Raw genomic sequence first — 26,203 nt, 5'->3', positions numbered from 1 at the left:
GAGGGTGCATCATGGATTTTGCCGGTGCCTACACGCCCGCCCATTTGAAGTTTTTGCTTCAAGGGTTTCTCGTCACATTGGAAGTGGCGTTCATTTCCATTGCTTTGAGTTTTATCTTCGGCATTATCATCGGGGTCATTCGCTACACAAAAATCCCGGTGCTTTCTCAACTGCTCGCCGTGCTGGTCGAAACAATCCGGAATTTGCCGCTGCTCTTGATCATTTTCTTTACGTATTTCGCCCTTCCGGAAGTCGGCTTGAAGCTCGATAAACTATACGCAGCCATTTCGGCCTTGGTCATTTTTGAATCGGCCATGTTGTCAGAAATTGTCCGCAGCGGCCTGCAGTCGATCGATAAAGGGCAAATCGAAGCGGCGCGTTCATCGGGGCTTACGTATGGGCAGACGTTATGGTACATCATTTTGCCACAAGCGTTGCGACGCATGGTGCCGCCGATCGTCAGCCAGTTTATTTCCTTATTAAAAGATACATCGCTGGCCATTGTCATCTCCTTGCCCGAATTGATGAACCATGCGCAAATCATTAACGGGCGCAACGTCAATTTCGTCATTCCGATTTTTCTTCTCGTTGCGTTCATGTATTTTATCGTCAACTATTCGCTGTCACTCGTCTCGCGGCGGTTGGAATACCGCCAGCGGTGATGGAACCGTATCCCCTTCTTCAGCTGGGGCATACGGTTTTTTCTTGCTATCTTTGAAAAAAGGCCGTTGTTTTCGCTTTTCTGTTATATAATAGAGTTGCAAACTAGGCCATGACTTTCACAAAGGCGGTGACGTCCACTGACACTCGCGAAAAAAGAACCTGTTTGGCTTCTTTTGCTTTTGCTTTCGGCGACCGCGTTTCTGGGCGAAATGAAAATGAACCCGTTTGACAGCCCGTTTCGCGTCTCGCTCGGCAGCGCCGTTTTTGTTCTTGGGTTGGTCGCCTTTTCTTCCCTTCCCCCGCTTGTCATCGGCGTAAGCACCGGAGCGGTGGTCGTCGGGTTTCGCGTTTTTCTCGACATCTTAACGGGGGAAACCTCCGCATCAGAAAGCCTATGGACTCACCTTCCGGCTGCCGGATATTACATCAGCTTTGCGGCTATGGCGGCCATGGTTCACTTTCGCCGGCAAATGGCGGCGCCCATCCGCGCAGGAGTGATGGGAGCGGCGCTGGACTTTCTCGCCAACGGCTGCGAGCTTGCCATTCGCTATGGAATGGGAGAATCGTTCCTGTTTAGCGGCCACATGCTCGTCGTGCTGTCGCTGTTTGCCATTTTGCGCAGTTTCTGTGTCATTGGCGTTTACAATATGTGGGTAACCAAACATGTCCGCTCGCTGGCCGAGGCAAGAAAAGAAGAGCTTGAGCGGCTGATGATGGTCAATAGCGGGCTTTACGAAGAGATGGTTTACTTGCAAAAATCGATGGCGCTCATGGAAGACATGACGCGCCAAAGTTATGATCTGTACTCGCGCCTTGTGGAAGGCAAACCGGTTGAACCGCGCATCGCCCTCGACCTTGCCGAACATATTCATGAAACAAAAAAAGATATGCAGCGCATTTTCGCCGGTCTGTCCAAACTGATCGGCCGCCAGTCAGGAAGGGGGCGCATTCCCATCACCGAATTGTGCGCGATGGTGATTCGTGCCAATGAAAAATACGCCAGCCTGTCCGGAAAAGCGATCACGTTTTCCTATCACGGACAGATCGACTTGACCACTGATCAGCTCTATCCACTGCTTTCCGTATTGAACAATTTGGTGTCCAATGCGGTCGAAGCCATTCGCGAAAACGGAGCGATCGAACTGCGGGCGCGCTTGGAAGGAAACGGGTTGGTCATCGAAGTGGAAGATGACGGCCCCGGCATCTCCGCTGATGATATCGCCTGGATTTTCCAACCAGGCTTTACGACGAAATACGACCACCAAGGCAATCCATCCACAGGAATTGGACTGACCCATGCCCGTGACATCGCCCAGGCGCTCGGCGGTCATCTGCAGCTCGTCAAAAGCGAACCCGGCCAGACCGTCTTTCGCTTCGTTGTTCCGACGTCCCGCCTACTGCAGGCGCAAACCGATGCCTTTCAGAACGAGCATCCACCTGTACCGCCGCAAGGGGCACATTTTTGAACGGCCGCGGCACCATCAAGAAAGGGGAGAACAAAGGGATGGGAGGACTTCGCTTTTTTCTCATCGAAGACGACCCCGCAGTCCGAAAGATGCTGGAAAAGTTAATCCATGAATCGGGGCTCGGCGAGGTGGTCGGCTGCGCTGAAGATGGCTTGAACGTCCGCACCGCCGATTTGCTTGACGTCGATGTCGTACTCATTGATTTACTCATGCCGGGGCGCGACGGCATTCAAACGATCAAGGCGCTGCGGGAAGAAGGATTTGCCGGAACCTTTATCATGATTTCTCAAGTCGAAAACAAAGAAATGATCGGCCACGCCTATTTGCAAGGCATCGACACGTACATTCAAAAACCGATCAACCGCTACGAAGTGCTGTCCGTGCTCAAGCGGGTCGCCGATCATATGTCAGCTATCCGTTCGCTCGAGTCGATCCGCCAAGTGCTGAAAGGTTTTGAGCCGCCGTCGGCCGCTCGTGAATCCATTCCGAACCAAGCCGCCATTGAACAGCAGGCCGAGCAGCTTCTCCTTCTTCTTGGCGTCGCCGGCGAGGCGGGCAGCGCGGATGTGCTTCTTGTGATGCGCTGGCTGGCCGAACAGGAAGCAAAAGGCCGTCCAGTGCGGGAACTGCCACCGTTGAAAGAGCTGTACGCGGAACTCGTTAGGCGGGAATATGGACTGTCGCCTGTGGAAACAAGCAAAGAAGCGCGAGCGATGGAACAGCGCATCCGTCGGCTTGTCTTGCAGGCGTTCACCCATCTCGCCTCCCTCGGCCTCACCGATTACACCAATCCGACGTTTGAGCATTTCGCGCCCAGACTGTTTGATTTTGCGGACATCCGCCGGCGCATGAAAGAACTCGAACGAGGCCAGAACGAGACGGAATGCCGCATGAATGTGCGCAAGTTTTTAACCGCTTTTTTTCTCGAACTGAAACGAATCTAGCGGGTGATGATACGCCTTTTCAAGGTCGAGGGCAGGCCATCGGCTTGCCCTCGTTGCCCCTAGGAGGCTGGTGATTTAACGGAGCAGGCCGCTTACCAACCTCGTTTCTCAAATAGAAAAGCCCTGTCGCATCAGCATCGCCTTTCATACGCTCCCCTATTGCTCAAGAGAAACAACCGTTTTCCCCAGCCTTCTAGGTGCGACAAAGAATCAGATCTTCATCACGCTAGCAACCGATGGAGTCTTCCTGCTACCAACGAATGAGACAAAAGCGGCGGCCGCCATGAACGAAGCGAAGCAGCGATACATCTTCCTCAATCACCTCACCGATCACATTGACTCTGTCATCGGGCGGGAGGTCAACCAAAGTCATTTGCAGTTCACCGGCATACCGTCCATAACGTTCGTTATCGATCGTGATGCGGCCTGCCCGACGCGGCACCGGGGGGAGAGGCTGCAACTTTTAAGGCGTCCATGTTCGCTTTGCCCGGATCCCGCAGCGACACGCGCACCCGCGTCATGCAATGGGCAATGCGGATGATGTTTTCTTTTCCCCCAACGTACTGAAGTATCGATATGGCGATTTGTTGTTCTCGAGTCATGATCGTTCTCTCCCCCTTATTTCGTTATTCAAGCGCTTTACGCACAAACCCCTTTGCTTGTTGCAGTCGTTTTTTCGCCTCTTCATAACCGCATTGGCGCAAAATCATCACGATCGCCGTTTTCACCTCCCCTTTGGCCTGTTCATAATAACGGGACGCCTCTTCGGCGCTGACTCCTGTCGCCTCTATTAAAATGCGCTTGGCCCGCTCTTTTAACTTTTCATTTGTCGCCTGTACATCGACCATCCAGTTCCCATACACTTTGCCAATACCGACCATCGCTGCCGTAGAAATCATGTTGAGCACCATTTTTTGCGCTGTCCCAGCTTTTAACCTCGTTGAACCAGCCAACACTTCCGGCCCTGTTTCGATTTCCACCGCCGCATCGGCATACTGACTGATGGGGGCTCCTTTATTGCAGGCGATGCTTCCGGTCGATGCCCCGATTTGTTTGGCATAACGAAGGGCGCTAATCACATATGGCGTTCGGCCGCTTGCTGCAATGCCGATGACAACATCGTTTTCCGTCAAGCCGACTGCCTGTAAATCGCGAACAGCAGCCTCTTCATCATCTTCCGCTCCTTCCACCGCCTTCGCAATCGCTTCCGGTCCTCCGGCAAGGACCGCCTGCACCATGGACGGTTCAGTTCCAAATGTCGGCGGGCATTCGACCGCATCAAGCAATCCGAGCCGGCCGCTCGTCCCCGCCCCGACGTAAATCAACCGCCCGCCGCGCCGAAATGCGGCGATGACAAGATGGACGACTTTTTCAATACAATCAAGTTGCTCAGCTACTGCGGCAACTGCGGCCTGATCTTCCTCGTTCATGACGTGCAAAATTTCTTTTGTCGTCATTTCATCCAAATGTTTCGTTTTTTCGTTTCGTTGTTCTGTCGCAAGATGTTCAAGCAATTTTGTCACCTCTTTGCACGTTTTAAGAAATTATATTTCATAATTATATTATAAATTTATGAAATAAAATATCAATGTATTCTTTTTTGTTTGAAACATTCCCACAAAAAAAGCGGGCCCGTCTCAGGCCCGCTTTACCTCCGCAACCGCACCACTTCTTCTCTTGTTTGATGAAATCGTTCAATGACCCGGCTTCCCACCCGATGGAACGTAATCAAATACAAGGCATCGATCACGTTGAGCTGCACCATTCTCGATGCCATACTGCCAATGCGATGATCTTGCTCAACGTCCGGCAGCGCAAGTCGAATATCCGCTTCCTTATATAACGGTGATGAAGGATCAAGCTTTGTAATGGCAATGACCGTCGCCTGCTGCTTTTTGGCAAACCGGGCGATCTCCAATACATCTTTCGTCCGCCCTGACGTCGATATGGCCACGAACACATCTCCTTCTTGCAAATGGGCCACCAGTGGCAGCATCGTATGAAAATCAGGCGATGTTGCCGCCATGTAGCCAAGCTTCGTAAACTTATAACTAGCGTCCACCGCTGCGACCGCGGAGCCGCCTACTCCGTAAAAAACCATCTTCTTGGCTTTGATCATCGCCTCAGCGGCTTTTTCTAACTCGCGCTTATCGAGTGTTGTCGTCGTCGCCTCAATGGCCGCCTTATTCACATAGGTCACTTTCATAAACAGCTCATACGGCGCATTCGGCTTGTCAATGATGGAAAAATCATTAATGTTCATATCCGCCATCGCCAACTCACGGGCAAGCGCCAGCTTCAATCCCGGAAAGCTGCCGATGCCGATCGCCTTGCAAAAGCGAACGACACTCGCCTCGCTTGTATCAGCTGCCCGCGCCAACTCTTTGGTGGTCATCGTCGGAATCAGCTCCGCATGACGAAGAAGATAGGCAGCCACTTTTTGTTCCGCCGGTGACAATTGCTCGAGCTGCTGTTCGATTTTCGCTAAGATCCCTATTTCATTCATCATGGTCCCATCCTTTCCGGCCACTGTTGCTATTTCCATCTTATCATGGATATCCCTTTGGACTCTACACCACAAAAAACTTGAATAAAAAAATGTTTGAATTCAAGATATATATTTGCTATGATAATGATGGGATGATGAAGTAACCAAGAGGGGGAGAACAATGACGACATTCCAACTTGACAAAGCGCACAGCTCGATCACTTTTCAAGTCCGGCATATGATGATTTCCAAAGCAAAAGGGGAATTTACCAACTTTGACGTCGACGTACAAGGCGATGTGAATGAACTGGAGTCGCTGAACGTAAAGGTAACAGTTGATGCCGCTTCAATCGATACGAAAAACGCCGACCGCGACAACCACCTCCGCTCGGCCGACTTTTTCGACGTCGAGAACTATCCGACCATCACCTTTGTCAGCGACTCGGTGCGCAAACGGTCCGACACTGAATACGAAGTGACCGGACAGCTGACGATTCGCGGCGTGACGAGAACGGAAACGTTCAAAGTCGAATACAACGGTCAAGTGAAAAACCCGCTTACCGGCGGCATCACCGTCGGCTTTGACGTCGAAGGAACGATTAATCGTGAAGATTACGGATTGGTGTGGAACGTCGCGCTCGAAACTGGCGGATTCCTCGTCGGAAAAGAGGTAAAACTCAACGCCAGCTTTGAGTTCGCCCTCAGCTGAGCGGCCTAGCGAAGAAGGTGTCCCGTTGCCTCGGGACACCTTCTTTTGCGGCTATATACACATCGAACAACACGATGCTGCATTGAAGGCGAATCCCCTTTTCCTAATAAGACGCGCACAAAACCATTTCGACCACATGTTCTGGCGGATCACCTTCAGAGTCAACCCTTTTCGGCTTTGAAACGAAACCGCTGTGCGATGCCAACATTTTGTTTCGCCTCATTGCGCCGTATATCCGCCATCGATCACAACCGCCTGCCCAGTGACGCCTTTCGCTTGTTCGCCTGCCAAAAAGAGAACATAATGGGCGACTTCTTCAACGGACAAGAGCCGCCGCTGCGGCACGAGCGGGTAAATGACTTCCTCGAGCACCTTCTCAAGCGGCACCTTGCTTGTCGCCGCCAAATCAGCGAGCTGATTGCGGACGAGTTCTGTGTCGACATACCCCGGACAAAGCGCGTTCACCGTAATCCCGTACGGTGCCCCTTCTAGCGCCGCCACTTTCGTCAAGCCGATTACCCCGTGTTTTGCACTGTTGTAGGCGGCTTTTCCGGCAAACCCGATCAACCCGTTGATCGACGCCATGTTGATAATGCGGCCGTAGCGCTGCTCCTTCATCAGCGGAAACGCGTGCTTAATGGCCAAAAACGGGCCGACGAGCATGACGCGGATCAACTGCTCAAACTTCTCGGTCGGAAAATCTTCGATATTGGCGACATATTGCAAACCGGCGTTGTTCACGACAATATCGAGGCGCCCCCACCGTTTGACCGTTTCATGGATCGTTTGCTTCACCTCTTCTTCCGCCGTCACATCACACTTGACGCCGACGGCCTCGCAACCTAGCTGCTGCAACGACTCTGCCGCCTGTTCCACCTCTTCCTGCTTCAAGTCGGCAAGCACGACGTTCACGCCGTTGGTTGCCAACGTTTTCGCTACTTCATAGCCGATCCCCCGCGCCGCTCCGGTGACGAGGGCTGTGCGATGCACCATCATTCCCCTTCCCCCTGCTTCATCTGCTCATACACCTCATCATACTGCTTCGCCAAGTCAAAATCGAGCGTCGTCAACCCTTTCGCACGCCACGAAGACAACTTCACCGTGATCAACTTGTAGTCGATGGAAATGAATGGATGGTGATTGGCGTTTTCGGAAATGGCGGCGATTCGCCGGACGAACTCAATGCCTTGCAAGTAGTCTTGAAAGCGGTATTTTTTCACGATCCATCGCTCGTCGGTGAGCTTCCAGCCGTCTGCTTTGGCAAGCAGCGCTTGCACTTCCTCTTCGGTTAACCGCACTGTGATCCCTCACTTTCTATGATTCCTTTGCAATACTGATGGACAAATGAAGGAGCTGGTGTCATGTTGTAGGGCGCGCCGTTGATGATCTTCCACCTTCCATCCCACTTGCCATAAACGTATACCGTTCTTTTGCCGCTCGATCGGCTTCGCGCCCATTCCCCATCCGCTTGCTTTCCCCTTATTATACCATCGGACATCCGCGGCCGTCATACAGCTTAAGAGCTTGCTCCGCAAAAAACATTCATAAGCCCTTGCTTCCTATATCAGTTGCAATAAAGAATTTCCGATTTTTCGTTGCGGGTTTCATCTAAGTACAAGCCGATATGAGAGTAATCAGCGGGATGTAAAATAAAATTTCAACTTATATAGCTTCGCATAAAAATGACGGATCAAGGCAGCGCATGTTCACGAAAGATCTATGAGCAACGCTTTGCCCTCCACCCAAGCATGAAAATCACGATACACCGGCGAGTTTTCACAGTAAAAGCCATCCGATCGGGATGGCTTTTTCGCCCAACGCTTGTTTTAAGGCCGCAAGCCTGCCAACTGCTCGGCAAGGCGCAAATAAAAGGAACGAATCGGAAACAACGGATTCGGGTCAACGCCAATGACTTCCAAATGATCGACATTGTACGTTCCCATGTCATTCCAAACCCCTTTTCGTATTGTCCCATCATACGGCACGATTCGATCGCTCGACCCACGTTTTGGACCGTTCATCGAAACCGTATTGACGATGCCGTCGTTTTCAAGCCAGCGATCGTCAACGCCGAGCGCCGGATTGCGGTACGAACCGAGAAACGGAGCGCAAACGACCGCACTAAACGCGTTCATGCCGAGCTCCGGATAATGGTTTCCGGTCCATGCACCTTGCTCCGTTCGCTCGGTGGAAAAACTCAAATAATACGTGTTGGGACTCGCTTGCACCCACCGATTCAACGCTTCAGCGCCGGGGATGGATAAATCGTAGCGGGCGGTATCTGTGGACGTCCAAACCGGGGAGCGCTTGAGCCGTTCCACATAATGGTCGAACGATTCACCCGGCTTTCGGCGCAGTCCCCATTGGTCGAGTTTGAAGTCGTACACGCTGTCTGTGTAAGGCACATTGCTGGCGACAGCCGCCGTTTTCAGCACCGCTTTTTGCAAGTCAAAGAAGCGGGCGGTGAAATCGACCATATTGACAAGCGTCGTTCCGTCATGAGGAGTGGCGATCGTCGTCACGCTTAACACGAAACGATGGCCGCCTTCGAACAACGGTGACAACGACACATTGTGCGCCTTGGCGTACTCCCGCTCTTCTTGGCTGCCATTCTCTAGGAGTGAGACAAGCAAGCGGGCCGTCTGTCCTCCTTGGCTATGGGCGATGATATGAATGAGGCCGCCCTGTTTCAATTCTGGCAACAGGCCGGGATACGTGCGGCCAAACCGCGCATGACCGTGCTTTGCCGCATGGGCTGCCCCGTAATCGACCGTCCCGCCGACAAGCTGAGCATACGCTTCACACGCTCGGTCCCAATTGCTTGAGAGCGGTCCGACCGCCAGCGTATAAGTTCGATAACCGTTGTCGTTCAACCATTGCTCGATATCGCCGCGCACGCCGCCCCAGTACTTAAATCCAACCATTTCGTCCCTTCCCCAACCGGTAAAACCGTGGAGAAGCACGATGGGGGCATCATTGGCGCGCGAAGCTGCCGCTTCGGCCCGCCCTCCCGCGACCGATAGGCCGAACACAAACCATAATCCGAGCAACAGAAACAGAACCCGACAGCGTTTCATTATGCTCCCCCCATCATTCTGAATTACCTGAATATTTTATCTATAAAACCATTCCCCTTCAATCCCCGCAATTGTCGGGATTTCGACATGAACAAGCCAGCGCGTTACACCGAACCGTTCCCCTCTTACCAAGCCTATTTAAAACAATATATTGACGGCGCCCGGATGAAAGGAGCGATTCCCGTCCTCATCACTTCGGTCGAGCGGCGGCGCTTTTCTGCGGATGGGCGGGCGCTCAACTCGCATGGACTTTATCCTGCAGCCATGAAGGCACTTGGGGAGAGAGAGCACGTGCCGGTCATCGATTTGGCGGCCAAAAGCAGACAACGGTTTGAACAGCTCGGCCCGGAACAGACGAAACGGCTCTTTTTATGGCTTGAGCCGGGCGAACACCGTAATTACCCAAACGGCATCAAAGACAACACCCACTTTCACCGGCGGGGGGCGAAAGAAATCGCCCGGCTCGTCGCTGAAGGGATTGTCGAACTCAACCTTCCTCTTCGCCGCCACCTCATCTGTTCACCGGAACGAGAACCTATACGAGACCGTTCAGCCAGGCGATCACTAGACCGCCTCAGCGCTGAAACGCCGTAACGCCGGCAGCACCTCACCTGCTTTTTCCCGCACCCGCCCCACCTAGGACGGGTGTTTTTTCACTTTTTACTCCCGCTAGGCGCTGTCTGATAGCCAGCATACCACCTGCCCTTTCCATCTCTACCGGGCGCTTCCGACGTATGGCGCTTTGCCGCTCGATGGTGAATGGTACATTTTGTTCAACAAGCGGTGGTATAGGGACGCAAGCACTTGCTGAAACAGCATGCCGAGCACGACCGGCACGCTCACTGGCGGTGGAAAATAGGTCATGGCCAGCACCGCACCGGCGCTAATGTTACGCATTCCGCCGATAAACGTTAACGCAATAATATCCGAAGGGGCAAACCCGAGCCATCGGGCCGCCATCCAAGAAAGAACATAACCGGAGCTCGCGATCGCCAAGACGAGCAACGCCATGAAAAACAGCCGGGCGTCAACACGGCCAAAATACGGGGCAACGACCGCGCTGTTGATCATGACGACAAACGCCAGCGCCAGCTTGGAAAACGGCGACAGCACCGCCGCCAACTGCTCGTTCGCTTGAGTAGACAGCCGTTCGCTCGCGAACATGCCGGCGAATGACGGCAAAATAATCATCAAAAACAAACCGAGCATCATCTGACCCACGTCGAGCTCGACCACGCTTTTGGCTAATACAAGCAATGTCAGCGGCACAATGATGGGCGATAAAAACGTATCAATCAAAATGACAGAAAGGGCAAGCGCCAAGTTTCCGCGGCCGAGCGACACCCAAATAAAACTCGTCACCCCGGTCGGAATGGCAGCCGCCAACACAAACCCGACCACCGTCAAACGGTCGCTGCCAAAAAACAGATGGCCAAGCCCAAACGCCCAGAGCGGGATGACAAAGTGAAGGAGGCACAGCGCCGCAACGATCGGAGCAGGATGGATCAGCGCTGCTTTCAAATCGTTCAAGCGCAAGCGCAAACTGCCGCTAAACGTCATGAACGCAAACAGCCATGGCACAAGTGCGGCATAGCGGTGCAGTTCGTCCGCTAGCCAGACGCCGGTTGCCACACTCGCCGGCGTAAGAAACGGCAGCGCCTTCTCAAGCCGACGGTTGATCGATTGCCACATCGGTTTCATCTCCTCATTCGGCCCTTCCCTGATCTTCTAATCTACACGTTCTCATTATATACCACTATCGCGCCATAGAGGGATATTTTCCCTGAAACCGACAGACAACGATGAACCTAGCCGCTTGTTGCCGTCCACTTTCCGACATGACGCTCGCTTGCTGGATTTCGCCTGTTTGCTTCTTAAGGGTCCTTCATCACAGCGCCAGCCAAGTCAGCGAACGGGTTGCTGATAGAAGACGACGTGCTGATACTCCTCTTTTTCCAATTCTCCAGTCGATACTAAATACTCTAAATGCGCGAGCGTCTCGGCAATCGCCAATCGCCATTGGGTCGGATTCAATCGCTTATGGTCAAACAAACGCCGCGCGATGTCGTAGGCGGTTACCCGAGCCGTCGCAAGCGCTTTTATGGCTTGCAACCGCTGTCCATGGTGGCGGACAATAGCGCTGACCCGCTCGCGAAACTGGTGGATGGCCCCGCCATGGGCAGGCCAAGCGATATCCACTTCCAACTCCTCGACTTTGCGCAAAGAAGTGAAATATTGCTGCAACGGGTTCGGGTCGGCTCCCGGCCATACACCAATATTCGGGGTAATGCGATCAAGCACGTGGTCCGACGCGACCAATTGACGCAATTCGGGCTGATAAAAACTGATGAGTCCATCGCTATGACCGGGAACCGGGACAATCGTCCACCGCCGCTGTCCAAGCACAATGTCGGAAGCGTCCAAGACAGTGAGCACCGGGAGCGGACTCACACGCATCGACAGCTTCCACATGTCTTTCTCCATTTGCGCTGTCAGTTCCTCTGGCGCACCATGGCGGCGAAACAAAGCCGCCACCTCGCCTGCTTGGATGCCTTCTTCCCCCCAGACCCGTTCTGCCATGTGATAATCGGGCGCGCTGATCCACACAGGAGCCTCGGTTTGCTGCTGCATCCAGCCAGCCAAGCCAAAATGATCCGGATGAAAATGGGTAAGATAAATGGCACGAACATGGCGAGGCTTTATTCCCAGCTCTCGAAACGCTGACTCCCAGGCGCGCATCGCCTCGCGATCGCGAAACCCAACGTCCACAATACTCCAGCCGTCTGCCTCCTGGCATACGTAACAGTAGACATATTTCATCGGAAACGGGACGGGAATCGGAACACGGTACATCCCCTCCCCGATCGTTTCCACCAGCGTAGACGCCATTTCTTCCCCTCCCCTTGCCTTTCGCCATTTCTTGAGAACTGGGATGTTCTACCCATTCTTTCAATTCAAAGCTGTTCGTTCAATGGATGGAAGATCGGACGGTGTTGGCCAATCGATAATCGCCTTCCCTGCTTGCCAGAGTTGTGCCTTTCACGTTTCTTGGGAGACTTCTTTCGGAAATGACATGCGCGCGAGGATGTGCAGCGTGTTGTCAAGAAGAGTGCAATGTCTGTTGCTCAAGTATGGCCAACCTGTGGTCTGAAGCTGTGAGACGTTTACAAGTCCGGTGAACGCGATTGATCATTCTCCTGGTCATTTGTACGCCTCTTCTGTCGGCAAAACTGACTACTCTGCCTCTTTCTTTTCCCTGTACGTCCATATCCCTTCTCCTATCTTTTTCCCTGCCGTTTTGTATATCCTTCGACACTTTTCCCGTTCTTTCCTTTCTGACTAGCAAATTTTTTTGCGTGATGGCTTCCATGTTTCGTGATATAATGGCCTCACAGGCATTTCCTTCCTCACTCTCACACCTCACACATCCCTTCCACTGCACTGTCGGAAATGCCCTTTCACTCACCAAATCGGATCAAGGAGGTTGCCTTTCCTGATGGAGGAACAACTGTTGCGTCAATTGACAGAACTCGTGCAGCATCTCGTTCACGACATGACCGGAGTCAAACAAAATTTGCAAACGGTCGTGCAAAACATCGCCACCCTTCAAAAAGATGTCGATACGTTGAAAAAAGATGTCGATACGCTGAAAAAAGACGTGGATATCATGAAAAAAGACATGGACATCATGAAAAAAGACATGGACATCATGAAGAAAGATATGGACATCATGAAGAAAGACATGGACATCATGAAGAAAGATATGGATGCCATGAAAAAAGACATGGATACTATGAAAAAAGACATGGATGCCATGAAACAGGAAATCCAGCTCGTGAAACAAAAGGTAGACAAGCTCGAACGGCGCATGGATCGGCTTGAACAACGGATGGACAAACAAGAAGAAGAACTGCGCTGGCTAAAAGAGCAAACAAAAGAAAATACGGAGATGATCAAAGCCATCCGCGACAATCAACTCGAGCAGCGAAGCATTCAAGACGGCATGCGCCATGAAATTGCCAACCTTCGCGGCGAAGTCGTCGACATTCGCGGAAACATGGCGACCAAAGAAGACATCTCCCTCATTCATCAGCGTCTTGATTATCAACTTGGCCGCATCGCGCGGGTGGAAGAGGAAATCCACTTGTTGAAGGCGGCAAACTAGCAGGCATGGTGAGCACGTCTAAGTGAACATCTTCCGCGGCTCGTTCGTCAATTCCGTCAAGGCGTTTCAGGAGCACAATAGTCTAAGCGAACATCTTCCTTTCGCTTTTTGTTTGGCTGCCAACTTTACGATGCGAGCTATCATATCCTCTCCGGGCTCGGTCCATCGCTTGGGCTGCGATGGTTGTTTCGACGTCCATCCAGCCTTTGGCCAGCAAAAGAACGAATTCGGACGATAAACAAAGCCACACCGGTAAATGTTGTGTGGCTTTGTTTGCATCTCCATATGACCATTCGATCAATTGGTTTTTTGCAATACCCGATTCGTCTCCTTAGCCGCCTGATCGAGCGCCTCTTGCGGATCTACCCCTTCATATAGCTGCTCCATCGCCTTTACTACGTGTTGGCGCGATTCCGGAAATACCGTTATGAGCGCCCCTTGAGTCGCCGCCGTCGGCTTCGTTTCATGGAGCTGGTCAACAGCCACTTTCAATTGTGGGTACTTTTTCCACTCTTCTTTAACGAGCGGTTCATCGTAGGCGGCGGGATTGATGGCAAAATACCCTGTGCGCACGTGCCACTTGGCTTGAACGGAAGGACTGGTTACGTATTTCATGAACTCCCAAGCCGCTTTCTGCTCCTTCTCGCTGCTTCCTTTCATCATCCAAAGAGAAGCGCCGCCGATGACCACCCCTTGGCGCTCAATCCCGTCCGGAACGGGCAAATACGAAACCCCGACCGAAAACGGTGAGTTGTCGATTAGCGACTTGAGGCCGGCCGATGAATCCAAATACATGGCTATTTTTCCTGCTTGAAACGCCGCGCGCATATCGTCCCAATTTTGCCCGGCGTTATAAAACGTGCCGTCCCGATACATATCGCGGATCAGCTCAAACACTCGTCTTCCTTCCTGTCCATGAAACACCGCTTCGGTGGCATCCGCGCTTCTGCCGTTGTCATGGTTGACATACAATCCGCCTTGCACGGCGATCATCTCTTCAAAAAACCAGCCGTAGTTCAACATCGAGAATCCATATTGTTTTGTTTCCTTTCCGCTTTTCTTTGTCAGCTTTTTCGCCGCTTCTTTCAGTTCACTGTAAGTGAGCGGTGGTTTTTCGGGATCGAGCCCCGCTTTTCGGAACGCATCCTTATTGTAAATTAGCACCGGCGTCGATGAGTTGAACGGCATGGAGTAAATTCGCCCGTTGACTGTATAATAACGAACAATGTTTTTCTCCCATTGCGAAACGTCGTACTGGTCCTTGTCGATCCATGTTTGTACCGGAACGATTTGCCTGCTGTCGATCATATGCTTCGTCCCGACTTCAAACGTCTGCATGATCGTCGGCGCTTCTTTCGTTCCGGCCACCGCGTTCCATTTCGTCAATGCTTCTTCATATGTACCTTGAAACACAGGTTTGACCTCAATGTCTGAATGAGTTTGATTAAAATCGTTGACAATTTCCTCTAACACCGGCTGCAAATCCCCGCTCATCGAGTGCCAAAACACCACTTCCGTTTTTCGATTGGCGGTCTCCCCCTTGGAATCCACACTTGAACATCCAGCGATGATCGATACGAAAGCGAGTAGTAATCCAAGCAAAACATTTTTCACGTTGTTCTCCTCCCCCGTTATTGGATGGCCCCTTGCATCAATCCTTTACGCAACTGCTTCTGGCCGACAAACAACAGTACCAATGTCGGCAGCATCGCCACAACGGCCGCTGCCATGACGACGCCCCAACTGTTCGCCATTTCTTGCGTCTGCAGCTGCTTCAGCCCGATCTGCACAGTGCGGACGCGATCATCGCTCGTGACAAGCAGCGGCCATAAGTACATGTTCCAAGCATCCAAAAAACTATAAACCGCCAGTGTCACCAAGCCGGTTTTGGAAAGCGGCAACGCAATGTGACAAAAAAAGCGGAAATTCCCGATGCCGGACAGACGAGCCGCCTCATACAGCTCGTAAGGAATTTGGCGAAACTGTTGCCGCAATAAAAAGATGCCAAACGCCATCGCCCAAAAGGGAATCGTTAATCCGAAATAATGGTTCGTCCAACCGAGCTGCTGGACCGTTAAAAAATTCGGAATGACCGTCGCCTCCCACGGAACGAGCATCGTTGCAATGCAAATGTAAAACCAGGCATCGCGGCCGGGAAAGCGGAGAAACACAAAAGCGAAAGCAGCCAAGCTCGAAACGATCAGGCGACCGATCGTGATCACGGAAGCGACAAACAAACTGTTGAGCAAATACGACCCGAGCGGCGCCTGTTTGAACGCCGCTTGATAGTTGGTCCACTCCCACCGCTCAGGCCACAGGCGCCCAGCAAAGATATCGGCTTTATCCATAAAGCTCATCAACAGAGCATAGACCATCGGAAATAAAAGAAGCGCTGAACATATGCATAGCCCCCCATAATAAGCAACAAACCGGACCGTTTTCATTGATAATGCACCTTCCTCTCGGCAAACCGAAACTGCAAAAATGTAATCGCGGCGATGATGACAAACAGTACGATCGCCTGGGCGCTGGCGAAACCGAACTGATAGTTGACGAACGCCTCCCGGTAAATGGCATACACGAACACATTGGTGGCATCCACCGGCCCGCCTTTCGTTAAGAAGTCGATTTGTCCGAACGTTTGCAGCGCTTGGATGAGCGAGACGGTCGTGACAAAAAACAAAGTCGGCGATAGCAGCGGCACGCTCACCGTCCATAATTGGCGCCAATAGCTAAGTCCAGCGATGCGCGCGCTTTCGTACAAGGACGGATCGATGTTTTGCAGGCCGGCCAGCAACAACAAAAAGGTGAAACCAATATTCATCCATATCGTTGCGATCGCCACCGCATACAACGCCGTATCGGGATCAAGGAGCCACGAAACAGCGGGAAAGCCAAGCGCAGACAGCAAGCGGTTCATGATCCCGATGGCTGGGTTGTACATAAACATCCAAATAATAGAAGCTACGGCCACGCTCATTCCCATCGTCGAAGCGAACAATGTTCGAAAGATCCCGATTCCTTTCCGCTTTTCATGGACGAGCAGCGCTAGGCAGAAAGCAATGGCGACCGTTGTCGGAACGGTAAGGGCGGCAAAGAAAAACGTCGTCTTTACACTGTGCCAAAACGATTCATCTTGAAACAGGGCGGCAAAATGCGCCCAACCTACAAAACGGATGGGAGCTCCTTGGTAATTCGTAGAAAACATGCTTAAGTACAACGTTCTTGCCAACGGATAGAACAGAAAGACGCCAAACAACAGCAAGGAAGGCAAAAGATAGACCATCCCTTCCATCCATGCCTTCATCGCCGTCCGCCGCACCGTCGGCTGGGTTGGAACGGGCCATGCTGATGGCATGGGGGATGAAACCCGGTCATTCATCGCTCAAATGCCTCCTCTTCTCTTCTCGTCGGCGGCCCGATCCGCTTGCTGTGGCCATCGAAAAAGTGGAGGGCATGTTCATCAAACGAAAATGACGCCACTTCGCCGACAGTCACATTTGCTTGTCCGCTCCAACGCGCCGTCCAATGAATTTGTTTCGTCAATTCAAACGTTACAAGCGTTTCGCTGCCAAGCCGCTCTACATGGACGATGCTAGCCGTTACATGCCCGTCCCCGAGCGCTACCCGATGAATATGCTCCGGACGAAGGCCGATCGTCACCCGTTCTGTCTTCGGCAAAGGGCGGCGCATCAAGCGAACGGGGCGCTCGTTTTGCAAAAGAAGCGAATGTTCAAGCACGTGCGCCTCTGCCAAGTTCATAGGCGGCGTTCCGACAAACGAAGCCACGAACGTATTGGCCGGATGATTGTATATGTCAAGCGGGGCGCCAACTTGCTGCGGATGCCCAGCCCGCAAAATCATGACCCGATCCGCCATCGTCATGGCCTCGGTTTGGTCATGGGTGACGTAAATCACCGTCATGCCGAGCTGCCGCTGCAAACGGCGGAGCTCAACACGCATGGTCGCTCGCAGTTTCGCATCCAAATTGGAGAGCGGTTCGTCCATTAGGCAAAGCGGCGTTCTCGCTACAATCGCCCGCCCTAAAGCGACGCGCTGGCGCTGTCCTCCCGACAGTTCCCGCGGTTTTCGTCCCAATACATCCGTCAGCCCGAGCATTTCCGCCGCTTCTAGGCAACGGCGCCTTTGCTCTTCTTTCGGCACCTTTTGCGCCTGCAAAACGATGCGCATGTTTTGCTCGACGGTCAAATGCGGATATAACGCATAGTTTTGAAAAACCATCGACAATCGGCGCGCATGAGGCGGCCAATCGTTCGCTACCTGCCCGTCGATCAATATGTAACCGGACGTCAGCGATTCAAGGCCAGCAATAAGCCGCAGCAGCGTGCTTTTACCGCATCCCGATGGGCCGACAAGCACAAAAAACTCCCCTGATTCAATCGCCACACTCACATTCTCCACAACCTGCTTTTTGCCATCATACGATTTCGTCACGTCAATAAGCTCAAGAAACGCCATTGCCTTCCTCCTCTTTTTCCGTTTTCTATTCCATCGTAATCCATTTTTGTAAATACAGTCTGAACGTACGTTTTGATTTATGTAAATATTTCGTAATGAAATCCCCTACGTTACCACTTCAAAGTTCCTCCTCTCGTTCTCCGGCACACGGTTCATTAAGCTGTCACTGGGACTTATGTTGAGGGCAATAAAAAAGACGCCCTGCCAACGCAGAGCGTCCTGTCTTTAAATACGATTGTCTTCCTAAACAGCGGCAACCATCCGCCCAATTATCGGACCCCTCTCATCAACCGCTGGATGCTTGGCGCAAGGGCGAATAAGATCAAGCTTAAAACGAGCGCCGCCCCGCCGATCGTGCCAAAGTACGCCGTTTCATTCTCCGGCGTGTAAAAGCGGACGAGCTGGGCGTTGATCGCTTGCGCCGCCGCGTTTGACAAAAACCAAAGGCTCATCGTTTGCGCCGAAAACGCCGCCGGGGCGAGTTTCGTCGTCGCCGACAGACCGACCGGCGACAAGCAAAGCTCGCCGAGCACGACGATGAAATAGCTCAACACAAGCCAAATCGGATGGACGAGCTCACCACCGCTCAAATGCCCAGGCACGAGGATAACGATAAACGACAGGCCGGCAAACAACAGGCCAAGAGCGAATTTTTGCGGGATCGTCGGCTGCCGTTTGCCGAGCTTCACCCACATCCACGCGAACACCGGAGCCAAAATAATGATAAATAGCGGGTTCAGCGACTGGAACCATGCAGGCGACAAGTGGATGCCTGCTACATCCAACTGCGTACGCTTGTCTGCATAGTTCGCCAAAATGGTTGACCCTTGTTCTTGAATCGCCCAAAACATCGCCGAAGCGACAAACAGCGGAATGTAGGCGATGACGCGCGACCGCTCTTCGGCCGTCGTTTTCGGGCTGCGGTACATCACGACAAAATAAATGATCGGGATGATGATGCCTAAAATACCGACAAGGGAAATAAACGTTTCCACCGTAAACCAACCGTTGGGAATCAAAATCGCGAGCAGCACAGCAATCACGACCGCTGCGCCCCCGGCGACCGCCGCCGTTTTTTTCTTTTCTTCCGGCGTCAGCGGGTTGGGGACATACGTCCCGGCCAGCCCAAGATTTTTCGTTCTTGTCGCCACAAACACAACTAGCCCAAGAAACATACCAACAGCAGCGAGCCCAAAACCGAGATGGAAGTTGTATTTCATCCCCACTGTGCCAACAATAAGCGGAGCCAAAAACCCCCCGAGGTTGATGCCCATGTAAAAAATGCTGAACCCGGCGTCGCGGCGGTCATCGCCAGGCTTGTACATATCGCCGACAATGCTCGAGACGTTCGGCTTTAACAACCCGGTGCCAAGAACGATGAGCGCCATCGACACAAACAGCGCCGCCGCCCCGCCCGGAACGGCCAACGCGATATGGCCAGCCATAATGAGAAGGCCGCCGTAAAAGACCGCGCGCGACGTACCGAATACACGGTCGGCAAGCCAGCCGCCAATGATTCCCGACATGTACACAAGCGCCCCGTAAATCGACATGATCGCGAGCGCTAGATGCTCATCGAGCCCCAACCCGCCTTTCGACACTTCATAATACATGTAATACACTAAAATGGCGCGCATGCCATAGTACGAAAAACGCTCCCAAAACTCAGTAAAAAAGAGCGTAAATAGTCCTTTCGGGTGACCAAAAAACCCCCGTTGAGGAACACTGGAAGCGATTTCTTTTTTATCAAGAGATACCATCACAACTAACCTACCCCTTCTATAAATTCTTTAATAATAATAATTCATTATGTTTATATTGTCAAAATTTTTTTGTATGATATTTACTCAAACATTCATTGCTAGATGATGTATAAAATTTTGTGTAAAGCATTTTACTAGATCAAAAGAAAAAAGGTAGGGTATTCTCTGATTTGGACAAAAACACATTCCAGAGAAAGGAGTACCCTACCTATGTCTAAAAGAAATATACCGAATGTCGACTGGGCAAATCAACTGGAAAGCGTCATTCGTCAGTTTGTGAAGGAAAAATTAGAGCTGATTATGCGGGAAGAAATCAAACATTTCCTCGAAATCGAACAGGCTGGAACGCCGAATATGAGAAACGGCTACTATCAGCGAAATCTAGATACGCAATATGGCCGGATTGAGGGTCTTTTGGTTCCAAGAGACCGAAACGGGGAATTTCAAACACAGTTGTTTGCCCCTTATCAACGCCACACCGGCTGGCTGGAGGAAGCCATCATTAGGATGTATCAAAGTGGCATGAGTACACGGGAAATTGGCAAGTTTATCGAACGAATTCTAGGAAATGCTTATTCTCCAGCGACGATCAGCCGGATTACCGATGTCGTGAAGGAAGACATCGAGAAATGGCACAATCGTCCTCTACATCAGCGTTATTCGGTCTTATATTTGGATGGTTTATACGTAAAACTTCGTCGCGAAACCGTGGAGAAAGAAGTCATTTATGTGGTGTTAGGGGTGAACGAAGAAGGATATCGCGAAATTCTTGATTTCTTTGTGGGAGGACAAGAAAGTGCCTATGTATGGCAAGAAATTCTTCAAAACCTCTACCAAAGAGGCGTCAAGGAAGTGCTTCTGGGCGTATTCGATGGTCTTCCGGGGCTGGAGGAAGCTTTTCGCTCGGTTTATCCGAAAGCCGATGTGCAGCGTTGTGTCGTTCACAAAGTACGTAATACCTTACATCGTGTTCGGAAAAAAGATCAATTTGAAGTGGCAGAGGATCTCAAACTGATTTATCGCGCCCCGAATAAGAAGATAGCGTTACAGATGTTTCAACAGTTTGAGTCGAAATGGTCCAGCAAATATCCAAGAGAAGTTCAATCTTGGGCCAATGAGTTGGATGTCCTCCTTACATTTATGGATTATCCAAGCAGTATTCGAAGTGTGATTTACACGACGAATGCCATCGAACGAACGATCAAGGAGATTCGGAAACGCCTAAAGCCGATGAACAGTTTGAGCAGTTTAGAAGCCGCTGAAAAAGTCGTGTATTTGACCATTCAAGATTTTAATGAGAAATGGGCAGGGCGAAAGTTACGAGGATTTGCCGAAGCGCATGAAGCCCTTCAACGAATGTTTGAAGAACGCTACAATTAACCAAATATTGTAAATAAACAAATAAGCAAAGAAAGGGGATTTCCTCTGTCCACACAGGAGACTGAATATTCAGTCTCCTGTGTGGAGAAAATCAGTCCCCTATCAATTCAAATCCATTTCAGAGAAACCCTACCCCATTTACATTACACAAAATTCTTGACGGTACCCATTGCTAAACCAACAAAATTAAAAAAATACTATTATTTTAAAATAAAGGTATCGGAAGGATTTTTCCCGTTTCTTTTTTTCGTTCAAGGAAACGCTTTTTTCAATCCTCGTGGATCCATGTATCATCAATGACAAGGAACCATGATTTCCTAAACAACACCGTTTATCTTTTTTCTTGCTTCCACCGCATTCTAAATCCTAATTGGTAGCATAAGAAAGGATGTTACCTATGAGCGAGACGTAGCATCTGGTTTTAGGCAAGCTTCCGTTCTCGTACGAAACGTGTTATACTTATTGCTATACCGATCACCGACGGAAGGGGATGTGGAGATGCTGTATCCGTATAACGGAAAACGTCCGAATGTTCATGAAACTGCTTTCATCGCTCCCGGCGCCTATTTGATCGGAGACGTCACCGTCGGGCCGGAATCGACGATTTGGTTTAACGCCGTGTTGCGCGGCGATGAAGGGCCGATTACGATCGGCGCACGGACGAGCATTCAAGACAATACAACATGCCATTTGTACGAAGGATCGCCGCTCGTTGTGGAAGATGAAGTGACGGTCGGTCATAATGTAATCCTTCACGGCTGCACGATCCGCCGGCGCTCGATCATCGGCATGGGATCGACGATTTTAGATGGAGCCGAAATCGGCGAAGAATGCATCATCGGCGCCAACACATTGATTCCATCCAGCAAAAAGATTCCGCCCCGCTCGCTCGTCATCGGCTCCCCTGGAAAAGTAGTGCGTGAGCTGACGGACAAAGACCTTGAGCTCATCCAGCTGTCGATTGATACATACGTTCAAAAAGGAAAAGAGTATCGCGAACAGCTGGCCAATCATCGGCAATAACGCCATAACACAGCTGGTTGCACAAAAAACGATATTCACAGCCATCTGTCTGTACACCTTATCGTTAAAAGAAAAAGAGCCAGCCAGAGGGCATGGCTCTTCGTTTATGATTCATCCGCGTTTTGCACAATCAACTTCCACACTCATCACGCGGTTTTGCTTCCATTTTCAGAAGTTCATCACTTTTTCAATGGCATGCAAAACGCGCGCTGGCGTTGGCAAATAATCGTCTTCATAAGCGAAAAACGGCACCGGAACGTCAAATCCCGTCACCCGTTCAACCGGCGCTTTTTGATAGAAAAACGAAGTATCGTTGATGACAGCAAGAACGTCATTAGCCAATCCACCCGTTGCATGCGCTTCCTGAACGATCACGGTTCTCCCTGTCTTTTGCACCGACTCGGCGATGAGGTCCTTGTCAAGCGGATAAAGCGTACGCAAGTCGATGACATCGGCATAAATCCCTTTTTTCTCCGCTTCTTCCGCCGCCTTCATCGCAACGGGCACCATGGCCCCCCACGCAATGACGGTCACGTCGTCCCCTTCCCGCCGTTTTTTTCCTTTGCCGATTTCAACCGTATATTTTCCTTCCGGAACGTCTTCGCGAAACGCGCGATAGCTGCGCATCGGTTCTAAGAAGAGGACAGGGTCCGGGTCTTCAATCGCGGCGATGAGCAACCCTTTGGCGTCATACGGCGACGCGGGACAGACGACCTTGATTCCCGGCATATGGGTAAACAGCGCTTCCGTGCTGTCCGAATGAATTTCCGGGGCTCGCACGCCCGCGCCGTACGGAGCGCGAATGACCAAGGGCACGGTAAAATGCCCTCTTGTCCGCGCACGCATGCGCGCCGCATGGGTCATGATTTGTTCATAGGCTGGATAGATAAAACCTAAAAACTGAATTTCGACGACAGGACGAAATCCATTCAGCGCCATTCCAATCGCCGCACCCGTAAATCCGGCTTCGCTTAGCGGCGTGTCCACCACCCTCTCCTCGCCAAATTCCTCCAGCAATCCTTCGGTCGCGCGAAACACACCGCCATTTTTTCCGATGTCTTCCCCAAGCAGAATGACATCTTCACGCTCTTTGAGCATGGTGCGAAGCGCATCATTGACCGCTTGCACGATGGTGAGCGATTTGACGCCTGCTTTGGTGATCATCTTTCCATCCCCCGTTTCCACTGAAGATACGCTTCTTTCTGCTCGGCAATCGTCCATGTCGGTTGGGCGAACACAAAATCAAACATGTCCGACATATTGGCTTTTGGGTAACGTTCCATTTCCGCAACCGCCTGCTCGATTTCGGCGTTCACTTCCCCTTGCACTTGATTCACCCATTCTTCATCCCACCACCCTTCCCGCTGCATGAAGCGCTCGACCCGCTTGATTGGATCGGTTGTTTCACGCCGTTTCTTGCTTTCCTCCTGATCGCGATATCTGGACGGGTCATCGGACGTCGTATGGGCGCCATAACGCCATGTCACCGCTTCAATTAACGTTGGCCCCTCTCCATTTCTCGCCCGCTCGAGCGCCTCAGTTGTTTTGAAATACACAGCAAACACGTCGTTTCCATCGATGCGAAGGCTGGGAATATCGTACGCCAACGCTTTTTGCGCGATCGTTTTTGTCTTCATCTGACGGGTCATCGGAACGGAAATCGCATATTGGTTGTTTTGGTTGAAAAAGACGACAGGCGCGTGGAAAACGCTCGCAAAATTCAATCCCTCATGGAAATCTCCTTCCGATGTCGCTCCATCACCAAAGTACACAATCACTGCATTTTTCGTCCCCTTCCATTTTTCAGCACACGCCGCCCCCGCTGCATGAGGGAGTTGCGTAGCAATAGGAACGCTCGGCGGAACGATTTTTTTCCCTTCAGGTGGAACACACCCTTCCGTCCGACCTTTCCAGTATAAAAGCGTTTGCGTTAAGGAACGGCCGAACGTCATCATCGCTCCATGATCGCGGTAAGTCGGAAACATCCAATCGCCGTCGTTGAGGGCAAGAGCGCTTCCGACTTGACACGCCTCTTGCCCTTCGTACGGCACGTATGTCCCGATGCGCCCTTGCCGCTGCAGGCTGACACATTTTCGGTCAACCATTCTCGTGCGAATCAGATGGCGATACATCGACATCGTCAATTCTTTCGTGATTTGTTCACGATATGCAGGCTGCACGATCGCTCCTTCTTCATTCAATACTTGCACCATCGGAAAATCGAGTTCCATATCCTATTCCTCCTCTCCATGGTGTCGAATGGCCGATCCATCAGCTCAATACCGCACGATCGCTCACGAGCTGTTCCCCGCGAATGCGTTGGAATTCCGCGAGCAACTTTTCTACCGTTAAGCGTTTCTTTTCATTCTCATCCACTTCCAAAATGATCTGCCCTTTATCCATCATGATGAGACGGTTTCCTAAATCGATGGCTTGCTGCATATGATGGGTGATCATCAAGGTCGTCAATCGATATCGCTCCACAATCTCTTTTGTTAAGTTGGTGATCAACTCCGCCCTGGCCGGATCGAGGGCCGCTGTATGTTCATCGAGCAGCAAAATGGCAGGTTCGGTAAACGTCGCCATCAGCAAAGACAACGCCTGCCGCTCTCCGCCCGAGAGCAAGCCGACTTTCGCCTGAAGGCGGTTTTCTAAACCGAGATGAAGGGTGGAGAGTAACTCGCGAAACTCATCGCGCCGTTTTTTCGTCACTCCGCGGCGGAGCGTGCGCTTTTGATTGCGTGTATACGCCATCGCCAAATTCTCCTCGATCGTCATGTTTGGCGCCGTTCCGGCCATCGGATCTTGAAACACCCTTCCGATATAACGGGAGCGGATGTATTCCGGCATCATGGTGACATCTTGACCGTCAATCCAAATCGTTCCTTCATCAGGAAACAACACTCCTGAAATCACATTCATCAAGGTCGATTTGCCTGCTCCGTTGCTGCCGATCACAGTGACAAAATCGCCTTTTCGAAGCGTTAAATGAATGTTTTGGAGCGCGATCTTTTCATCAGGCGTTCCTTCGTGAAACACTTTATAAATCCTTTTTAACTGCAACATCCGCCTCACCCTTTCCTGTTGCGGCCACGGCCATCACCTGCGCCCGATTCCGTCTTTTTTCTTCTTTGCGTTTTTTCTCTTTTTGTTGACGAGCCATTTGCGGGACAACGAGCGCCAAAATGACAATGCATGCCGTAATGAGCTTCACATCCCCTGTCTCGAGAAATTGGACGCGCAAAGCGAGACTCACGACAATGCGGTACATGATCGCTCCACCAATCACGGCAAGCGTGGCTCGCGCGATCGTTTTCGTTCCAAATACCGCTTCGCCGATAATCACAGAAGCCAAACCGATGATGATCATGCCGATTCCCATCCCGACATCGGCAAACCCGCCGTACTGGGCAACCAGCGCCCCCGAGAACGCAACCATGGCATTAGAAAGGCCCAACCCGAAGACAATGAGCAAGTTGGTGTTCGCCGACAGACTGCGAATCATGCGCGGATTATCGCCCGTCGCCCGAATCGCAAGCCCTATTTCCGTCTGCAAAAACCAGTCTGTGAACCATTTAAATAAAAGAGCAAGCAACGTCATCGACAGGAGAATCCCCCATGTTTTCGCTGCGGCTGAGTCAAGTCCGCACGTTGTCCCCCATTCTTGAATGGTTGTAAAGACGGTCTTTTGATTTAAAAGAGGTACATTCGAACGTCCCATGATACGAAGATTGATTGAGTACAGCGCGATCATCATTAAAATGCCCGACAAAAGCGGATTGATTTTCCCCGCCGTATGCAGAAGCCCGGTCATACACCCTGCAGCGAATCCAACGAAAAGGGCCAGACACGTCGCCATAAATGGATCGTCCCCATTGACGATCAACGTCGCCGCCACCGCAGCCCCGGTCACAAAGCTGCCGTCCACCGTTAAATCCGGAAAGTCTAAAATACGAAACGATAAATAGACGCCTAATGCCACGATGGCATAAATCAGCCCTGATTCCACCGCTCCTGTCATTGCCGTCAACAAAACCGTTCCTCCT

23 protein-coding genes and 3 pseudogenes are annotated in these 26,203 nt (G+C 51.5%); 8 read left to right on the top strand and 18 right to left on the bottom strand.

Annotated elements, in window-relative coordinates; translation table 11 throughout:
- Positions 1-11: 11 nt before the first annotated feature.
- The 3 genes from NST29_RS08205 to NST29_RS08195 all read left to right on the top strand — a co-directional run bounded on the left by NST29_RS08205 (position 12) and on the right by NST29_RS08195 (position 3,073).
- A complete protein-coding gene (locus tag NST29_RS08205) occupies positions 12-662 on the top strand; it encodes an amino acid ABC transporter permease (protein WP_033019134.1) in 651 nt (216 codons plus the stop codon).
- 216 nt (positions 663-878) lie between these two features.
- A complete protein-coding gene (locus NST29_RS08200; RefSeq protein WP_235207595.1) occupies positions 879-2,129 on the top strand; it encodes a sensor histidine kinase in 1,251 nt (416 codons plus the stop codon).
- Positions 2,130-2,167: 38 nt separating this feature from the next.
- Positions 2,168-3,073 carry a response regulator gene (locus NST29_RS08195; RefSeq protein ID WP_033019139.1) on the top strand — a complete coding sequence of 302 codons (906 nt, stop codon included), beginning with the start codon at positions 2,168-2,170 and terminating at the stop codon, positions 3,071-3,073.
- 250 nt (positions 3,074-3,323) lie between these two features.
- On the opposite strand, the pseudogene NST29_RS08190 reads toward NST29_RS08195, so the two are convergent.
- The 4 genes and pseudogenes from NST29_RS08190 to NST29_RS08175 form a co-directional block, all read right to left on the bottom strand.
- Positions 3,324-3,533: pseudogene (locus NST29_RS08190) on the bottom strand (DUF871 domain-containing protein); the annotation flags it as partial.
- Position 3,534: 1 nt separating this feature from the next.
- Positions 3,535-3,675 (bottom strand): annotated as a pseudogene (locus NST29_RS08185) (PTS transporter subunit EIIB); the annotation flags it as partial.
- A gap of 24 nt (positions 3,676-3,699) precedes the next feature.
- Positions 3,700-4,587 carry an N-acetylmuramic acid 6-phosphate etherase gene (gene murQ / locus NST29_RS08180; protein WP_324699155.1) on the bottom strand — a complete coding sequence of 296 codons (888 nt, stop codon included), beginning with the start codon at positions 4,585-4,587 and terminating at the stop codon, positions 3,700-3,702.
- A 134-nt stretch (positions 4,588-4,721) separates the two neighbouring features.
- Positions 4,722-5,579 (bottom strand): MurR/RpiR family transcriptional regulator, encoded by an 858-nt coding sequence (locus NST29_RS08175; RefSeq protein ID WP_033019401.1) that lies wholly within the window; start codon positions 5,577-5,579, stop codon positions 4,722-4,724.
- Positions 5,580-5,742: 163 nt separating this feature from the next.
- Between NST29_RS08175 and NST29_RS08170 the strand changes: the two genes are divergently transcribed.
- Positions 5,743-6,270, top strand: coding sequence for a YceI family protein (locus NST29_RS08170; RefSeq protein ID WP_033019375.1), 528 nt, complete (start codon positions 5,743-5,745; stop codon positions 6,268-6,270).
- Between the two features lie 219 nt (positions 6,271-6,489).
- Here NST29_RS08170 and NST29_RS08165 read toward each other — a convergent pair whose 3' ends face one another.
- From NST29_RS08165 to NST29_RS08155, 3 genes are all read right to left on the bottom strand, one after another.
- The gene (locus tag NST29_RS08165) at positions 6,490-7,266 is read right to left on the bottom strand and encodes a 3-hydroxybutyrate dehydrogenase (protein ID WP_033019377.1); all 777 of its coding nucleotides are present in this window, start codon (positions 7,264-7,266) and stop codon (positions 6,490-6,492) included.
- Positions 7,263-7,568 (bottom strand): 4a-hydroxytetrahydrobiopterin dehydratase, encoded by a 306-nt coding sequence (locus tag NST29_RS08160; RefSeq protein WP_031409044.1) that lies wholly within the window; start codon positions 7,566-7,568, stop codon positions 7,263-7,265. Before NST29_RS08160 ends, NST29_RS08165 begins: the two co-directional genes overlap by 4 nt.
- A gap of 528 nt (positions 7,569-8,096) precedes the next feature.
- Entirely contained in the window at positions 8,097-9,347 is a 1,251-nt protein-coding gene (locus NST29_RS08155) for a lipase (RefSeq protein ID WP_033843744.1), read from the bottom strand.
- A gap of 87 nt (positions 9,348-9,434) precedes the next feature.
- Between NST29_RS08155 and NST29_RS08150 the strand changes: the two are divergent.
- Positions 9,435-9,941, top strand: a pseudogene (locus NST29_RS08150) (rhamnogalacturonan acetylesterase); the annotation flags it as partial.
- Positions 9,942-10,061: 120 nt separating this feature from the next.
- On the opposite strand, the gene NST29_RS08145 reads toward NST29_RS08150, so the two are convergent.
- The gene (locus NST29_RS08145; protein WP_033019384.1) at positions 10,062-11,039 is read right to left on the bottom strand and encodes a bile acid:sodium symporter family protein; all 978 of its coding nucleotides are present in this window, start codon (positions 11,037-11,039) and stop codon (positions 10,062-10,064) included.
- Positions 11,040-11,252: 213 nt separating this feature from the next.
- Positions 11,253-12,236: an MBL fold metallo-hydrolase gene (locus NST29_RS08140; RefSeq protein ID WP_033019386.1), complete on the bottom strand. Its 984-nt coding sequence runs from the start codon at positions 12,234-12,236 to the stop codon at positions 11,253-11,255.
- Between the two features lie 874 nt (positions 12,237-13,110).
- Here NST29_RS08140 and NST29_RS08135 point away from each other — a divergent pair.
- Positions 13,111-13,512, top strand: coding sequence for a hypothetical protein (locus tag NST29_RS08135; RefSeq protein ID WP_081917020.1), 402 nt, complete (start codon positions 13,111-13,113; stop codon positions 13,510-13,512).
- 297 nt (positions 13,513-13,809) lie between these two features.
- Here NST29_RS08135 and NST29_RS08130 read toward each other — a convergent pair whose 3' ends face one another.
- From NST29_RS08130 to NST29_RS08110, 5 genes are all read right to left on the bottom strand, one after another.
- Positions 13,810-15,126 (bottom strand): ABC transporter substrate-binding protein, encoded by a 1,317-nt coding sequence (locus NST29_RS08130; RefSeq protein WP_033019391.1) that lies wholly within the window; start codon positions 15,124-15,126, stop codon positions 13,810-13,812.
- A gap of 17 nt (positions 15,127-15,143) precedes the next feature.
- Positions 15,144-15,956, bottom strand: a complete 813-nt coding sequence (locus NST29_RS08125; protein ID WP_033019393.1) for a carbohydrate ABC transporter permease — start codon at positions 15,954-15,956, stop codon at positions 15,144-15,146.
- Positions 15,953-16,894 (bottom strand): sugar ABC transporter permease, encoded by a 942-nt coding sequence (locus NST29_RS08120; RefSeq protein ID WP_033019394.1) that lies wholly within the window; start codon positions 16,892-16,894, stop codon positions 15,953-15,955. The genes NST29_RS08125 and NST29_RS08120 overlap by 4 nt, the downstream gene beginning before the upstream one ends.
- Complete coding sequence (gene ugpC / locus NST29_RS08115) at positions 16,891-17,991, bottom strand: sn-glycerol-3-phosphate ABC transporter ATP-binding protein UgpC (RefSeq protein WP_033019397.1); 1,101 nt, start codon at positions 17,989-17,991, stop codon at positions 16,891-16,893. The genes NST29_RS08120 and ugpC overlap by 4 nt, the downstream gene beginning before the upstream one ends.
- A gap of 269 nt (positions 17,992-18,260) precedes the next feature.
- Positions 18,261-19,751, bottom strand: a complete 1,491-nt coding sequence (locus tag NST29_RS08110) for a peptide MFS transporter (protein WP_033019399.1) — start codon at positions 19,749-19,751, stop codon at positions 18,261-18,263.
- Positions 19,752-19,964: 213 nt separating this feature from the next.
- Between NST29_RS08110 and NST29_RS08105 the strand changes: the two genes are divergently transcribed.
- Both NST29_RS08105 and NST29_RS08100 read left to right on the top strand, forming a co-directional pair.
- Positions 19,965-21,134, top strand: coding sequence for an IS256 family transposase (locus NST29_RS08105; protein WP_014194791.1), 1,170 nt, complete (start codon positions 19,965-19,967; stop codon positions 21,132-21,134).
- A gap of 498 nt (positions 21,135-21,632) precedes the next feature.
- Complete coding sequence (locus NST29_RS08100) at positions 21,633-22,157, top strand: gamma carbonic anhydrase family protein (protein ID WP_033021362.1); 525 nt, start codon at positions 21,633-21,635, stop codon at positions 22,155-22,157.
- Positions 22,158-22,325: 168 nt separating this feature from the next.
- On the opposite strand, the gene NST29_RS08095 is transcribed toward NST29_RS08100, so the two are convergent.
- The 4 genes from NST29_RS08095 to NST29_RS08080 are packed head-to-tail and all read right to left on the bottom strand — an operon-like array spanning position 22,326 to position 26,190.
- Complete coding sequence (locus tag NST29_RS08095) at positions 22,326-23,321, bottom strand: alpha-ketoacid dehydrogenase subunit beta (RefSeq protein WP_033021360.1); 996 nt, start codon at positions 23,319-23,321, stop codon at positions 22,326-22,328.
- On the bottom strand, positions 23,318-24,388 hold the full coding sequence (pdhA, locus tag NST29_RS08090; RefSeq protein WP_339232905.1) for a pyruvate dehydrogenase (acetyl-transferring) E1 component subunit alpha: 1,071 nt from the start codon (positions 24,386-24,388) through the stop codon (positions 23,318-23,320). The genes NST29_RS08095 and pdhA overlap by 4 nt, the downstream gene beginning before the upstream one ends.
- A gap of 40 nt (positions 24,389-24,428) precedes the next feature.
- The gene (locus NST29_RS08085) at positions 24,429-25,223 is read right to left on the bottom strand and encodes an ABC transporter ATP-binding protein (RefSeq protein ID WP_033021356.1); all 795 of its coding nucleotides are present in this window, start codon (positions 25,221-25,223) and stop codon (positions 24,429-24,431) included.
- Positions 25,198-26,190 carry an ABC transporter permease gene (locus NST29_RS08080; protein ID WP_033021351.1) on the bottom strand — a complete coding sequence of 331 codons (993 nt, stop codon included), beginning with the start codon at positions 26,188-26,190 and terminating at the stop codon, positions 25,198-25,200. Before NST29_RS08080 ends, NST29_RS08085 begins: the two co-directional genes overlap by 26 nt.
- Positions 26,191-26,203 lie beyond the last annotated feature (13 nt).

It is taken from the genome of Geobacillus sp. FSL W8-0026 (assembly GCF_037966255.1).
GTDB classification, from domain to species: domain Bacteria; phylum Bacillota; class Bacilli; order Bacillales; family Anoxybacillaceae; genus Geobacillus; species Geobacillus icigianus.
This window is presented reverse-complemented; position numbering and strand designations above follow the sequence as displayed.

Excerpts from the sequence above, each read along its gene's own strand:
- NST29_RS08140 (WP_033019386.1), bottom strand. The coding sequence starts at position 12,236 with ATGGCGTCTACGCTGGTGGAAACGATCGGGGAGGGGATGTACCGTGTT.
- NST29_RS08145 (WP_033019384.1), bottom strand. The coding sequence starts at position 11,039 with ATGTGGCAATCGATCAACCGTCGGCTTGAGAAGGCGCTGCCGTTTCTT.
- pdhA (WP_339232905.1), bottom strand. The coding sequence starts at position 24,388 with ATGGAACTCGATTTTCCGATGGTGCAAGTATTGAATGAAGAAGGAGCG.
- NST29_RS08195 (WP_033019139.1), top strand. The coding sequence starts at position 2,168 with ATGGGAGGACTTCGCTTTTTTCTCATCGAAGACGACCCCGCAGTCCGA.
- ugpC (WP_033019397.1), bottom strand. The coding sequence starts at position 17,991 with ATGGCGTTTCTTGAGCTTATTGACGTGACGAAATCGTATGATGGCAAA.
- NST29_RS08120 (WP_033019394.1), bottom strand. The coding sequence starts at position 16,894 with ATGAATGACCGGGTTTCATCCCCCATGCCATCAGCATGGCCCGTTCCA.
- NST29_RS08100 (WP_033021362.1), top strand. The coding sequence starts at position 21,633 with ATGCTGTATCCGTATAACGGAAAACGTCCGAATGTTCATGAAACTGCT.
- NST29_RS08135 (WP_081917020.1), top strand. The coding sequence starts at position 13,111 with ATGGATGCCATGAAAAAAGACATGGATACTATGAAAAAAGACATGGAT.
- NST29_RS08165 (WP_033019377.1), bottom strand. The coding sequence starts at position 7,266 with ATGATGGTGCATCGCACAGCCCTCGTCACCGGAGCGGCGCGGGGGATC.
- NST29_RS08175 (WP_033019401.1), bottom strand. The coding sequence starts at position 5,579 with ATGAATGAAATAGGGATCTTAGCGAAAATCGAACAGCAGCTCGAGCAA.
- NST29_RS08205 (WP_033019134.1), top strand. The coding sequence starts at position 12 with ATGGATTTTGCCGGTGCCTACACGCCCGCCCATTTGAAGTTTTTGCTT.
- NST29_RS08125 (WP_033019393.1), bottom strand. The coding sequence starts at position 15,956 with ATGAAAACGGTCCGGTTTGTTGCTTATTATGGGGGGCTATGCATATGT.
- NST29_RS08105 (WP_014194791.1), top strand. The coding sequence starts at position 19,965 with ATGTCTAAAAGAAATATACCGAATGTCGACTGGGCAAATCAACTGGAA.
- NST29_RS08085 (WP_033021356.1), bottom strand. The coding sequence starts at position 25,223 with ATGTTGCAGTTAAAAAGGATTTATAAAGTGTTTCACGAAGGAACGCCT.
- NST29_RS08095 (WP_033021360.1), bottom strand. The coding sequence starts at position 23,321 with ATGATCACCAAAGCAGGCGTCAAATCGCTCACCATCGTGCAAGCGGTC.
- NST29_RS08155 (WP_033843744.1), bottom strand. The coding sequence starts at position 9,347 with ATGAAACGCTGTCGGGTTCTGTTTCTGTTGCTCGGATTATGGTTTGTG.
- NST29_RS08200 (WP_235207595.1), top strand. The coding sequence starts at position 879 with ATGAACCCGTTTGACAGCCCGTTTCGCGTCTCGCTCGGCAGCGCCGTT.
- NST29_RS08170 (WP_033019375.1), top strand. The coding sequence starts at position 5,743 with ATGACGACATTCCAACTTGACAAAGCGCACAGCTCGATCACTTTTCAA.
- NST29_RS08110 (WP_033019399.1), bottom strand. The coding sequence starts at position 19,751 with ATGGTATCTCTTGATAAAAAAGAAATCGCTTCCAGTGTTCCTCAACGG.